13 protein-coding genes are annotated in these 13,187 nt (G+C 67.7%); 9 read left to right on the forward strand and 4 right to left on the reverse strand.

Going from position 1 to position 13,187, the window contains the following annotated elements; translation table 11 throughout:
• Window positions 1–10: 10 nt before the first annotated feature.
• From R2707_01810 to R2707_01825, 4 genes are all read left to right on the forward strand, one after another.
• Window positions 11–949, forward strand: coding sequence for a Ku protein (locus R2707_01810; protein ID MEZ5243804.1), 939 nt, complete (start codon window positions 11–13; stop codon window positions 947–949).
• 16 nt (window positions 950–965) lie between these two features.
• Window positions 966–1,871: a non-homologous end-joining DNA ligase gene (gene ligD / locus R2707_01815; GenBank protein ID MEZ5243805.1), complete on the forward strand. Its 906-nt coding sequence runs from the start codon at window positions 966–968 to the stop codon at window positions 1,869–1,871.
• Between the two features lie 38 nt (window positions 1,872–1,909).
• Window positions 1,910–2,827 carry an alpha/beta hydrolase gene (locus R2707_01820; GenBank protein ID MEZ5243806.1) on the forward strand — a complete coding sequence of 306 codons (918 nt, stop codon included), beginning with the start codon at window positions 1,910–1,912 and terminating at the stop codon, window positions 2,825–2,827.
• A 71-nt stretch (window positions 2,828–2,898) separates the two neighbouring features.
• Window positions 2,899–4,338, forward strand: coding sequence for a leucyl aminopeptidase (locus R2707_01825; GenBank protein ID MEZ5243807.1), 1,440 nt, complete (start codon window positions 2,899–2,901; stop codon window positions 4,336–4,338).
• 64 nt (window positions 4,339–4,402) lie between these two features.
• Here the strand turns inward: R2707_01825 and R2707_01830 are convergent, their stop codons facing one another.
• The 4 genes from R2707_01830 to R2707_01845 all read right to left on the reverse strand — a co-directional run bounded on the left by R2707_01830 (window position 4,403) and on the right by R2707_01845 (window position 6,948).
• Entirely contained in the window at window positions 4,403–4,588 is a 186-nt protein-coding gene (locus R2707_01830) for a Flp family type IVb pilin (protein MEZ5243808.1), read from the reverse strand.
• Between the two features lie 125 nt (window positions 4,589–4,713).
• The gene (locus tag R2707_01835) at window positions 4,714–5,328 is read right to left on the reverse strand and encodes a hypothetical protein (GenBank protein MEZ5243809.1); all 615 of its coding nucleotides are present in this window, start codon (window positions 5,326–5,328) and stop codon (window positions 4,714–4,716) included.
• A 49-nt stretch (window positions 5,329–5,377) separates the two neighbouring features.
• A complete protein-coding gene (locus R2707_01840) occupies window positions 5,378–5,647 on the reverse strand; it encodes a hypothetical protein (GenBank protein MEZ5243810.1) in 270 nt (89 codons plus the stop codon).
• Window positions 5,647–6,948 (reverse strand): hypothetical protein, encoded by a 1,302-nt coding sequence (locus tag R2707_01845; GenBank protein MEZ5243811.1) that lies wholly within the window; start codon window positions 6,946–6,948, stop codon window positions 5,647–5,649. Before R2707_01845 ends, R2707_01840 begins: the two co-directional genes overlap by 1 nt.
• Window positions 6,949–7,123: 175 nt before the next feature.
• On the opposite strand from R2707_01845, the gene R2707_01850 reads away from it, so the two are divergent.
• From R2707_01850 to R2707_01870, 5 genes are all read left to right on the forward strand, one after another.
• Window positions 7,124–7,891, forward strand: coding sequence for a Sir2 family NAD-dependent protein deacetylase (locus tag R2707_01850; protein MEZ5243812.1), 768 nt, complete (start codon window positions 7,124–7,126; stop codon window positions 7,889–7,891).
• A gap of 48 nt (window positions 7,892–7,939) precedes the next feature.
• The gene (gene moeB, locus R2707_01855) at window positions 7,940–9,106 is read left to right on the forward strand and encodes a molybdopterin-synthase adenylyltransferase MoeB (GenBank protein ID MEZ5243813.1); all 1,167 of its coding nucleotides are present in this window, start codon (window positions 7,940–7,942) and stop codon (window positions 9,104–9,106) included.
• A gap of 167 nt (window positions 9,107–9,273) precedes the next feature.
• Window positions 9,274–10,500 carry a hypothetical protein gene (locus R2707_01860; GenBank protein ID MEZ5243814.1) on the forward strand — a complete coding sequence of 409 codons (1,227 nt, stop codon included), beginning with the start codon at window positions 9,274–9,276 and terminating at the stop codon, window positions 10,498–10,500.
• Window positions 10,501–10,904: 404 nt separating this feature from the next.
• Window positions 10,905–11,966 carry a hypothetical protein gene (locus tag R2707_01865; GenBank protein MEZ5243815.1) on the forward strand — a complete coding sequence of 354 codons (1,062 nt, stop codon included), beginning with the start codon at window positions 10,905–10,907 and terminating at the stop codon, window positions 11,964–11,966.
• Between the two features lie 71 nt (window positions 11,967–12,037).
• Window positions 12,038–13,141: a glucose-1-phosphate thymidylyltransferase gene (locus R2707_01870; protein MEZ5243816.1), complete on the forward strand. Its 1,104-nt coding sequence runs from the start codon at window positions 12,038–12,040 to the stop codon at window positions 13,139–13,141.
• The last annotated feature ends 46 nt before the right edge of the window (window positions 13,142–13,187 follow it).

Below are 13,187 nucleotides of genomic sequence, written 5' to 3' on the forward strand. Positions count from 1 at the left end.
CACTGGAGAGATGCCGAGAGCGATTTGGAACGGGTCGATCAGCTTCGGGCTGGTCAACATCCCGGTGAAGTTGTACAGCGCGGTGTCACGCAAGACCGTGCGCTTCAACCAGATCGACTCGGCTACGGGCGCGCGCGTGAAGCAGAAGCGCGTGTCGGCCGACGATGGCGAAGAGGTCCCCTACGAGCGCATCGTGAAGGGCTACGAACTCCCCTCGGGCGAGTATGTGCTCATCACCGACGAGGAGGTCGCAGCGCTCGATCCCGAGGCCGTCCGCACGATCGACATCGACGAGTTCGTCGACCTCGCCGACATCGACCCGATGTTCTACGACAACGCCTACCACCTGGTCCCCGACGAGCAGACGGCCAAGCCCTACAAGCTGCTGGCCACGGCGATGGAGGAGGCCGGCAAGGTCGGCATCTGCCATTTCGTCATGCGCTCGAAGCAGTACCTGGGCGCCGTTCGCCCGGTCGACGGTCGACTCGTGTTGTCGACGATGGTCTACGCCGACGAGATCGTCGACCCTGCCGAGATCGGCGGATTCGATCTGCTGGCCGACATCGCGATCGACGAGAAGGAGCAGGCGATGGCCGAGCAACTGATCGCCACGCTCGACGCGACCTTCGACCCGTCGCGTCACACCGACACCTATCGCGAGGCCGTCCTCGAGCTGATCGACCGCAAGGCCGCGGGGGAGAGCAGCGAAGATCTCGTCCCGGCACCGGCGCCGTCCTCCGACAAGGTGATCGATCTCATGGCTGCGCTCGAGGCCTCGGTCACGGCCGCGAAGAAGGCCCGGGGCCGGCACCCTGCGGCCGGCGGGGCCACCACGCCCTCGTCGCGTGCGAAGCGCGCCACGAAGGCGGCGAAGCGTCCGGCCAAGGCTGCGAAGAAGGCGGCGAAGCGTCCGGCCAAGAAGGCAGCGCGGGTCAAGAAGTCGGCCTGAGGGCGGGGTGCCTCCGATGGCGGAATCCGAGCGCGTCCATGTCGAGATCGACGGCCATCGCCTGGCGGTGAGCAATCTCGAAAAGGTCATGTACCCGATGGTGGGCTTCACGAAAGCCCAGGTCATCGACTACTTCGTCCGGATCGCGCCGGTGATGCTGCCCCACATCGGCGACCGCGGGATCACCCTGCGGCGTTGGCCCGACGGGGTGACGGAGAACTCGTTCTTCGAGAAGCGGTGTCCGTCGCACCGCCCGGGCTGGGTGGGGACGTGCCTCGGTCCCGGCGATCGCCGCGGGGGCATCGAGTACTGCCGCCTGGATTCGATCGCGGCGCTGGCATGGACCGCGAACCTGGCGGCGCTCGAGATCCACTCGCCGATGTCGCGCTGTGGTGACATCGACACGCCGACGATGCTCGTGTTCGACCTCGACCCCGGTGAGCCGGCGACGATCGTCGAATGCGCCCAGGTCGCTCTCGAGATCCGAGACGTGCTCGACAGCGTGGGCCTGCAGTGCTTCGCGAAGACCTCCGGGAGCAAGGGCATGCAGCTCTATGTCCCGCTCAACACCCCGCACGGGCACGAGCACGCGTCGGACTTCGCCCTCGCGGTCGCGCAACTGCTGGAGCAGAAGATGCCCGCGCTGGTGCTGTCGAACATGACGAGGAAGCTGCGCAAGGGGAAGGTGTTCATCGACTGGAGCCAGAACTCCCGACACAAGACGACCATTGCCCCGTATTCGTTGCGAGCCAAGGACCGTCCGACGGTGTCGACACCGATCACGTGGGACGAGGTCGCCGACGGCGCCGACGGCGAACCGCTCGGATTCGAGGCCGCCGAGGTGCTGGCACGCGTCGAGGAGCACGGCGACCTCTTCGCCGAGACCCTCACGCTCCAGCAGCAGCTCCCGGCCGGGGGCTGACCGGTGGCGCCGATACCGTGGGTCGCGGAGGTTCCTCGATGTTGAGCGTGCGGGCACGGATGATCAACGGTGTCCTCCGGGTGGCCCGCTGGGTCGGTGCGGACCGGAGGGCCGACGCGGCGCTCGCCGATCGGGCATCCCTCGATCGGCTGCTGCGGACGGTGCGCCGATTCGATGCGGTGGATCCGCCCCGGCGTCTCCGGCGGCGGTGGCGCCACGAGCAGCTCGCGGTGGCCGGTTCGGCGCTCCACCTGCTCGAGCGCGACGCCGGTGGTCCACGTCGGGTACTGCTCTACTTCCACGGCGGCGGCTACATGGTCGGTCCGGCGAAGATGCATTGGAAGGCCGCCGCCGAAGTCGCCAGGGGCGGCCGTGCCGATCTCGCTATGCTGATCTACCCGAAGACGCCGGAGCACGATCACCGGGCCACGATCGCGGCTGCGGTCGAGGCCTACGAACTCCTGGTCAGCCGCTACGGCAGCGACAACGTGGTGGTCGGCGGCGACTCCGCCGGCGGTGGCCTCGTGGCCACATTGCTGTCGGTGCTTCGCGAGCGTGGCGTCGACCAGCCCCGGGCGGCCATCCTCATCTCACCGTGGCTCGACGTCTCCATGTCCGACCCTGCGTCTCGGGCCCAGGCGGACACCGATCTGATGTTGACGATCGAGGGTGCGATCGCCGCCGGTCGCTACTACGCCGCCGACCGGGCGACGACCGATGCGCTGGTGTCACCTCGTTTCGCCGCGACGAGCGGGTTCGCCCCGATGCACCTGTTCGTGGGTACCGAGGAGATCTTCCTCGCGGACTGCCTGGGGTACGCAGAGAAGGCCCGGGCCAACGGTGATCCGGTGACGCTGCGTGTGATGGCGAAGGGGCAGCACGTTGCCGCGATCTTCTCGACGCCCGAGGGCCGGATCGCCCGGGCCCAGATGCTGGCCCTCATCGACTGGCCGTGAGCCGCCGTCACCCGCGGGTCGCCCGCGGCGCGTAGTCTGCCGCTGTTCGATCTCGTCCCGGGAGTCCACCCATGACCATCACGTTCCACGCCGTTCGCACGGTCCCCAAAGCGGCGAAGGCCGCGATCCGGGTCGTCACGACCGAGCAGGTCGAGGCGGGCATCGACGGTGTGCCGGGCAGCCAGCTGACGGCCGCCGGATTCGAAGGCAAGGCAGGGCAGACCCACACCTGGCCCGACGGCGAGCGTGTGATGGGCCTCGTCGGGGTGGGCGCGGCCGAGGAGCTCGACGCCGATGCCGTGCGCCGCGCCGGTGCCGCCATCGGTCGCGGGTTCGCTCGCCACACCCGAATCGGCGTCGACCTGCCCGAGGGCGAACTCCCGGCCACCGACGCCCGCCAGGCCCTTGTCGAGGGCGTGCGTCTGGGCGCCTACAAGTTCCTCACCTACAAGACCGATGCGAAGCCGACGAAGCTCGGTCGTGTCGATGTCGGCGGCGGGAGCGGCGCGCGCAACCAGGCGGCGCTGGATCTCGGATCCGCCATCGCCGACGGCCAGGTGCTCGCTCGCGACCTGGTCAACGAGCCGGGTGGCACGCTCACCGCGCCCGAGTTCGCCAAGCGGGCAGCCGCGATCGGCCGCGAGACCGGGTTGACGGTGAAGGTCTGGGACGAGGCCGCGATCAAGAAGGGGAAGCTGGGCGGGCTGCTGGGCGTGAACCGCGGCTCGGAGCTTCCGCCCCGCCTCGTGGAGTTGACCTACACGCCGAAGGGCAAGGCCACCGCAACCCTCGCGCTGGTGGGCAAGGGTCTCGTGTTCGATGCCGGTGGCCTGTCGATCAAGACGGGCGCCGGGATGATGACGATGAAGTGCGACATGGGCGGTGGCGCCGCCGTGATCGGCGCCATGAGCGTCATGTCCCGGATCGCACCGACCTGCCGGGTCCGCGCCTTCGTGCCGATGACCGACAACATGCTCGGTGGCGACGCCACCCGCCCGGGCGACGTGCTCACGATCCGCAACGGCAAGACGATCGAGGTGCTCAACACCGACGCCGAGGGGCGACTGATCCTCGCCGATGCCCTGTCGTTGGCCAGCGAGGCCAAGCCCGATGCGATCATCGACCTCGCGACCCTCACCGGTGCGTGCATGGTGGCCCTCGGACCGAAGATCGCAGGGCTCATGGGCAACAACGACGCCTGGATCGACCAGATCGAGGACGCCTCGGCATCGTCGGGGGAGCGGGTCTGGCATCTACCGCTGCCGAAGGACTACAAGAAGCAGTTCGAGTCGACCGTTGCCGACATGAAGAACATCGGCACGCCCTACGGCGGGGCGCTCACCGCGGGGTTGATCCTCAGCGAGTTCGTGGCCGACGGGATTCCCTGGGCCCACCTCGACATCGCCGGCCCGGCCTGGAGCGATGCCGACGAGGACGAGATCACCAAGGGCGGCACGGGCTTCGGTGTTCGCCTACTCGTCGATCTGGCGGCCAACTTCGCGAAGCCGTAGGCGCGCCGAAAACGCCGAACGGCGGCCCCCGAAGGAGCCGCCGTTCGATCAAGCTCTGGCTGGATCAGCCGATCGCCGAGTCGACCTCGGAGAACTTGCTCGAAGCCGACTCGCCGAGGGCGGTGACGGCAGCGATGCACACGACAGCGATCAGCGCGACGAGCAGCGCGTACTCGACGAGGCTGGCGCCACGCTCGTCATCGATGTGAGCGGTGATCCAGGCGGAAAGGAACTGGTAAGCGGTGGTCATTTTGGGTGGACTCCCCTGTTTGTAGATGTCACCACCACTTCGGCGGTGAACCGTCTCCATTCCTTCGGCACGCCCGAGACCGTTCCTTATGCATCTTTTGACCCAATTCGTGCGGGTCGGAGTGCTCAGGCCCCGGTCGTCTCGTGGTGTTGCGTCCACGCCCATCGAACCGCAGCTGCGGCGATCGCGGGGTGGAACCGCCACTGGCCGAGTTGGAGTTCGGCGTCGTCGAGGCCGTCGCCGCATTGCACCAGACCGAGCGCGAGGCGTCGGGCACGGCGTTCGATCGCGGCATGGTCACCGGCGTCGTGCGCCTCGAGGAACGCCTGATGGCGGCGCTGGAGCAGTGGTGGAAGGCGTGCCAGCTGGCCCCGGTTCAGCGGCGGGAGCCGTCGGCGGACGTCGAGCTGGCCCTCACCGACCGCGCGGGCTGCGTCGAACCGACAGGCACGGGCGATGCTGCGGGCGAGCGGGCTGTTTCGCCCGCCGTTGTGGCCCAGGCCCAGGGCACCGGCGGCGTCGCCCAGGTCGAGCACGAACCCGTTGGGGGAGCGGTCGAGCTCGTGGCGACAGTGGCGCAGCAGCCAGATCGTGCTGGGGCCGAGGATCCCGAGCCAGAACTGTTCGACATAGCCGGACCGGGGATCGTGACCGAGTCGGTCGACGATCGGATCGTCCCAGTTCCTGACATAGACCTGCTCGACCTGTGGGTCGGCCAGTGACATCGATTGGGCGGACATACGCAACTCCCTAGGCGTGAGAACACATCAGGGGAAGTTCGGATGTATTTCAGTCTGTTTCGAGTGTTTCTGTCAACTCGTCGTCGGGTTCGCTGACCGGGCTGGGCGACTTCGGTGCTCTGGCCGGCCCGAAGGTGGACCAGGCGGTGCCGATGACGATGCCGGCGACGAAGATCATGACCGGAGGCCAGGTGCCGAGGGCTGCCCACTTCTGGCCGATGGCGATCATCGCCAGACCGAGGCCGAACGGGATCCCGTAGAGGAAGCCTCGGATCGGGTGCTTCTTCGTGGTGGTGGGTGCGGTCGTGGTGGTGGTCATCAGACACCTCCCCAGGTCTTGGCCGGCCGGGCGTTGAAGAGCATGCCCACCGTCGAGAGGAAGACGAGGGCGACGCCGGGGGCGGTGAGCGGGATGCCGCCCTGGAAATCGACGAAGCCGGATCCGATGCAGAAGAACGGCAGGCCGTTGGGGACGGCACCGCTGGTGCCGTCGTCCTCACCGGTGCCGCTGTTCGGTGCCGAGATCTGACCGTTGATGGCCACGAGACCACTGATCTTGGCCGGACCGGGTAGGTCTTCGTTGAGGTTGACCGCGCCGAGGTTGCGGTTCTCGCCCGAGCGGTTCGGATCGCCGCCGGCGTCGATGTTGGCGCCGGTGAAGCCGAGGAAGTTCAGCTCGATGAACCAGTCGTGGTCGAGGGGGCCGGTGCCGTCGGGGACACCGCCGGCGAGGCCGGTGTAGATCACCGCACCGTCGACGTCGACCCGGAAGGGATTGTCGCTGGTGAAGATCGGCTCGATCGGGAGTTCCCCTTCGTCGAAGGGACCGTCCTTGAACCCCATGGGTGGACCGTCCTGGTCGAAGTCCCAGGCCACGTCGAGGGGTCGGCCGTCGCTGTCGTAGGACCAGGCCATGCCCATGCACGGCCCGCTGAGTTCCGAGCCGGAACCGCCGACCAGGCCGAGGTCGCTGCGGGCCCGCTCGATCTGGTTGATCGTGTGATCCATCGCGTCGCTGGTGGCGATCAGGACGATCCGGTTCGGATCGAGCGGATCGATGATCTGCTCGTTGTTCAGGTCTTCCGCCTCGAGGAGGTCCTGGTTGATCCGGTCGTCGGGTTGCTGGAGCAGATCGCGGACACCGGGTTCGCCGACGAGACGATCGAGGACCGTCCAGTCGGGGCCGACGTCGACGCCATCCTCGATCCGGCGGGGGATGTTGGGGAACGTGTCGGGGGCCTCGCCCTCGTCGGTCACGTCGGCGATGCTGGCGTAGACGTCGCTGAGGATGACACGGACCCGCTGACTCGAGAGCTGCTCGGGCAATGCACCGCCCTCGCCCTCGCAGCCGTCGCCCTCGGGCGTTCCCGCGGCGTCGGGGATGCCGTCGGGGACACCGGTGTTGGCGTCGTCATCCTTGTCGTCCCATTCGCAGGGCCGGTCATCGTCGTTGTCGGGGAGGCCGTCGCCGTCCCAGTCATCGCGCTGGCCGTCGCCGTCGGTGTCGACCGGTTGGAGCGACTCGTCCTGCGCGCCGGCGGTCGGTGCGAGAACGGCCATCACCAGCGCCGCGGTCAGACACGCCGCAATCGTTCCGAGCCCGTGTCGCGTCCATCTCATGACAACCCCCAAGAATCGCCTGCCACACCATCGTTTCCCCGACCACCGGGCTGCTGCGAGTCAAGCGATCGGGCGTCACCGGAACGTCATCGGCGGTGTCGGGCCTCATCTCTCGCGCTCGGCCGCCAATAGAGTTCGTCGTCATGAACAGTGTCGTCACGAATGCAGTGTCGTCATGAACAGTGGTGACCTCGAGCGGGCGCGGGCGCTCATCGACGACGCGGCCTCGGTGGCGGTGCTCACCGGCGCCGGTATCTCGACGGATTCCGGCATTCCCGACTTCCGCGGGCCACAGGGGCTGTGGACGAAGAACCCGTTGGCCGAGAAGGCCTCCAACATCCGCTACTACGTGGCCGATCCCGAGGTACGCCGGGCCAACTGGGCCGCCCGTGCCTCGGGTGAGCTGTGGGCCAACGTCGAGCCGAACATCGGACACCATGCGCTGGTGCATCTGGAGCGCCGCGGCAAACTCCACACCCTGATCACGCAGAACGTCGACGAGCTGCATCAACGGGCCGGGAACAGCCCGGAGCTCGTCGTCGAGGTCCATGGCACGACCCGCAAGGTCGCCTGCCTGTCGTGTGAGTACCGCGACAACATGGAGGAAGCCATCGTGAGGGTGCGGGCCGGCGACCCGGATCCCGCGTGTCCTCGATGTGGCGGTCTGCTCAAGTCGGCCACGGTGTCGTTCGGGCAGTCGCTCGACGCGGAGGATCTCCGCCGGTCCGAGGTGGCCGCCAACGAGGCCGAGGTCTTCGTGACCGTCGGCACGACCCTCGCCGTGTTCCCGATCAACGAGACGGTGAGGATCGCGAGGAATGCCGGGGCCGGGATCGTCATCGTCAACGACCAACCGACGGCCATGGACCATCTCGCCGACGTCGTCCTGCGGGCCCGGATCGCCGACGTGTTGCCGACGATCATGGGAATGCCCACGGCGTGACCGGGGTTGGGGCTGTTAATTCCCGACTAACTAGGTAGGCTTTCGGTCATGGCCAGTTTCCGTGAACTCCTCCAGCAGGCAAAGGCGTCGATCCACGAGGTCGACACCGAGGCCGGCGAAGCCCTCCTCGCCGAGGGCTACACACTCCTCGACGTGCGCGAACCCGACGAATACGAGCAGGGGGCCATCCCCGGTTCGATCCACATTCCGCGCGGCCAACTCGAGTCCAACATCGAGAACCGGGTACCCGACCGCGCCACGAAGCTCGTGGTGATGTGTGCGGGTGGCGTGCGTTCGGCATTCGCGGTCCAGACGCTCGAGCAGCTCGGGTACGAGCACACCGTGTCGATGGACGGCGGCTTCAACAAGTGGAAGGACGAGGGTCGCGAGTGGAAGCGTCCGCAGACCCTCACCCCCGATCAGCGCAACCGCTACCAGCGCCACCTGCTCGTGCCCGAGATCGGTGACGAGGGCCAGTTGAAGCTGCTCGACGCAAAGGTCCTTCTGTTGGGCGCCGGAGGGCTCGGCTCACCCGCCGCGCTCTACCTCGCCGCCGCCGGTGTCGGCACGATCGGCATCATCGACATGGACGTGGTCGACGAGTCGAATCTGCAACGCCAGATCCTGCACAACCTCGATCGCATCGGTGAGCGCAAGGTCGACTCGGCCAAGAAGACCCTCACCGGGCTCAACCCCGACGTCGACGTGGTCACCTACGACACCCGCCTCGGGGCCGACAACATCATGGACATCATCGCGGGCTACGACGTGATCATCGACGGTGCCGACAACTTCCCGAGCCGCTACCTGCTCAACGACGCCACCGTGAAGCTGGGGATTCCGGTCGTTCACGGTTCGATCTTCCGCTTCGAGGGACAGATCACGGTGTTCGATCCCCGCAACGGTCCGACGTATCGCGACATGCTGCCCGAGGCGCCGCCGGCCGAGTTCGCCCCGTCGTGCGCCGAAGCCGGAGTGCTCGGCGTGCTGCCGGGCATCGTCGGTTCGATCCAGGCGTTGGAAGCGCTGAAGCTGATCCTCGGCATCGGCGACGGGCTCAGCGGTCGGTTGATCGCGTTCGACGCGCTCGAGATGACGTTCCGCGAGTTCAAGCTGCGGGTCGATCCCGGCAACGAGGTGACGTGGGAGAACCGCGACCGGATCGAGATCACCGAACTCGACGGGCTCTGCATGCCGAGCTTCACACCGGCGTGATTGCAGCCGCGGGGGTCGCCGAGAACGGATTCCCGCACCGATAACCTCCCTGGGTCCCGTCGCCCCGACGGGACTCGGACCTGGAGCCTCCCATCACACGCCTGCTCGCGACCCTGCGTGACCGGAATCCGCTTCCGTACGGCACCGCCGCCATCGGGACCGGACTCGTGGTCAACGGCATCACGACCTATGCCTTCCTGGTCGTCGCCCGCCGCGCGCTCGGAGACGAGGCCTACGGCGGCCTCGCCGTTCTGTGGGGGTTGATCTACATCCTCGGCCCGGGACTCTTCCAGCCGCTCGAGCAGGAACTCGCCCGGGCGACCGCGAATCGGGCCGGCCGCGGGGAGGGGAGTGCCCCTGTTTTCCGTCAGGCGCTGCGGATCGGCTCGGTGCAGGTGGGGTTCGTGGTGGTCGGCGCGATCGTCGCGTGGCCGCTCGGGCTCGACCATCTGCTCGACGAACGCCTCGACCTGCTCCTGGCCCTGGTGGTGTCGATGGCGGCGTTCATGGTGGCCGAGTGCGTCCGTGGCGTGCTGTCGGGACGCCAGGAGTTCAACCGCTACAGCAGCTACTTCGCCGCCGAGGGCCTCAGTCGCGTGTTCCTGGCCGGCGCACTCGCGGCGATCGGCATCGAGGTCGTCGGCGCCTACGCCGTTTCCGTCGGTATCGCCTTCGCCGTGGCCACTGCTGTCGGTGTCGGCACCCTGCGCCCGTTCGTGAAGCCTGGTCCGCCTGCGCCGCTGAGCGAGCTGTCGCCGGCACTGGGTTGGCTGCTCGTCGCCGCGCTCGGCGAGGCGTTCATGCTCAATGTCGGGCCGGTCGCGTTGGAGATCGTCGGCCACGATCTCGGGGAGGAAGCCCCGGGCATCTTCCTGAACGGGCTCATCATCTCCCGGGTTCCGCTCTTCTTCTTCCAGGCGGTCAAGGCGGCGCTGCTCCCGAACCTGGCTCGCATGGCCGGCGAGAACGACCTCAACGGGTTCCGCGAGATCCAGCTCCGACTCGTGGGCGCGGTCATCGCCGTCGCCGCCGCGTCGGTGGTGGCGATGGCGGCGCTCGGACCGTGGTTGGTCGAGACACTCTTCGGCGACGCGATCGGCGCCCGCGACATGGCCCTGCTCTCGGCGAGCGGTGGCGGGCTCATGGTGATGTTGTCGCTGTCGCTCGGCCTCGTGGCCCTCGACCACGCCCAGCTCGCAGTGGCCGGATTCGTGGTCGGTGTCGCCACGTTCCCCGTCGCGCTGCTGTTCGCCGACGATCCGTTCCTGCGGGTCGAGGCCGCCCTGGTCGCGGCGGTCGTCGCGGGATCCCTGGTCACCGCGGTGCTGCTTCGCTACGAGTACTCGCTGCACATCCGATCGGGACGGATGCGCGTCCACAGCGCCACCGACTGAGGAGGCTCCGGCCGGGCACCGGTTCTGGCGGCCGACCGAACGGGGGAGTAGACAATCCTCGCCGTCTCGTCTCGGAGGACTCACGTGAAACGTCTGCTCGCTGTCATCTTTGCGCTCGCCCTGTTCGCTGCGGCGTGCGGTGACGACTCGTCGGGGTCCGGCACCGATTCGACCACGACGACGGCCCCGGCCGACGACAGCGCCGACAGCGCCGACCCGCCCGTCGACAGCGGCGACGACAGCGGCGACGACAGCGCCGATGTGCCGGACGTCGAGTTGTTCGACTCGTTCGCAGGTGTCTCGGCCACCGAGATCGACTTCGGGGTCGCGGCGATCGACGCGGAAGCCCTGATCCCCTTCGGCTACGACCTCGGCGTGGCGCCGGTCGAGGACATGTATGTCGCGTGGACGACGCACAGAACGCCCGCGGGGGTGTGCTCGGCCGCGACCTCGTGCCGCACACCCGCCTGTTCCTACCGATCGGGACCGAGGCGGCCGACGCGATCTGCACCGAGTTCGCCGAGGACATCGAAACGTTCGCGGTGATCGGCCAGTTCCTCGGCGATGCGCCATTGTGTGTGACGGAGCTCTATGGCCTGCCCTACATCGGCCACTTCGGGCTGAACGACAGTCGCGACGCGGCCTCCGAGGGTCGCTTCATCGCCACCGAGATGGCGAACAGCGCCCAGCGTTACGGCGGGGTCGCCGAGATGATCGCCCAGGGTGATCTCGACGGAAAGAAGGTCGCGCTCTGGTGGGACGCCCCCGTCGATGCCGAGTTCGCCGATCTCGTCCGGCCGTTGCTCGTCGATGCAGGTGTCGAGATCGTGGCCGAGGTCGAGGTCGGCGACTTCGGTCAGGATCAGATCGCGGCGGCCAGTGCAGCGGATCAGCGCATGGAGCGACTCACGTCGGCGGGCGCCGACTTCATCATCGCCCTGAGCAACATCGTCCCGGTGACCGAGGCGGCCGATCGAGCGAACTTCGGCGGTGTCATCGGCTTCACCAACGGTCAGGCCGCCGACCAGAACGTGTTCCCCGAGGCCGAGATCTCCGATGGCTCGACATTGCCGTCCCGTACCTTCGCGATCACCACCAGCAAGCCCACCCCGGAGCAGGCCCTTGCCGATCCCGGCGTCCAGCAGTGCATCGACGAGTACGACGCCGCCTACGACGAGCCCCTCGACCTCGAGTCGATCACGACGGTGCAGGCGTTCACCAACCACTGTCGGGCCTTCCGTTTGATGGTGTTGATCTTCGAGTCGGCCGGTGTCGACCTGAATCCCGAGACCTTCGTGACCGGCGCGGAGGCGCTGGGAACGTTCGATCTCCCGGCGATGGCCGATGCGTACCTCGGGCCCGACAGCCATGCCGCGGGCAGCCTGATCCGCCGCTACGAGTACGACCCGGATCTCGGATTCCACGTCCCCGTCGGCGACCCGATCCAGCCGGCCACCCCCAGCTGAACGGTGAATCGGTCGGAGTAGGCCGTCGCGCCTAGAGACAGCGCAGTGCGCCATCGGTACCCTTGTCTCCCGTGAAGGGTCTCATTCTCAGCGGTGGTGCCGGAACCCGGCTCCGCCCCATCACCCACACCAGCGCGAAGCAGCTGGTGCCCATCGCCAACAAGCCGATCCTGTTCTACGGGATCGAGGACATGGCGGCCGCGGGGATCGAAGAGATCGGCATCATCATCGCGCCGGCGACCGGCGACGAGATCCGTGAACACGTGGGCGACGGCTCGCAATTCGGGGTCAGGATCACCTGGATCGTGCAGGAGGAGCCGCTCGGTCTCGCCCATTGCGTCCTGATCGCCCGGGACTTCCTCGGCGACGACGACTTCGTCATGTATCTCGGCGACAACATGCTCGAGCAGGGCCTCACCGAGTTCGTCGAGGGCTTCGAGAACGCACGTAGTGCCGAGCCCCAGTTGGGGGTGGAGCACATCGCTCCTGCCGCCCAGATCCTGCTCGCCAAGGTCGAGAACCCCACCGCCTTCGGCGTGGCCGAGATCGGCCCCAATGGTGAGGTGCTCCAGCTCGTCGAGAAGCCCGAGGTGCCGCCGTCGGACCTGGCCCTCGTCGGCGTCTACCTCTTCGATTCCACGATCCACACCGCGGTCGCTTCGATCGAGCCCTCGCCCCGGGGCGAGCTCGAGATCACCGATGCCATCCAATGGCTGGTGACCAACGGCCATCGGGTCAACCACGAGGTGCTCGTCGGCTGGTGGATCGACACCGGCAAGAAGGATCCGCTCCTCGAGTGCAACCGGCTCGTGCTCGACATCCTCAAGCGCAACGTCGCCGGCGACGTCGACGACCGTTCGTCGATCGACGGTCGTGTGGTGATCGAGGCCGGCGCCACGATCATCAACTCCACGGTCCGCGGCCCGGCCATCATCGGTGCCGGCACGGTCGTCGAGGACAGCTATGTCGGCCCCTACAGCTCGATCGCCGTCGACTGCCGCATCACCCGCAGCGAGATCGACAACTCCGTGCTCCTGCGACGCAGTTCGGTGACCGACATCCCCCGCCTGACCGACTCGCTCGTCGGCCGCGACACCCAGATCACGAAGGGCGATGCCCGGCCTCGGGCGACCCGTGTGATGCTCGGTGATCACTGCCATGTCGAGATCGAGTAGCGCCCCCGTCCGTCGACCACGCATCCGCTGGCAACAAGAACCCTGG

The sequence above is a fragment of the Acidimicrobiales bacterium genome, from assembly GCA_041394245.1.
GTDB lineage: Bacteria > Actinomycetota > Acidimicrobiia > Acidimicrobiales > Aldehydirespiratoraceae > JAJRXC01.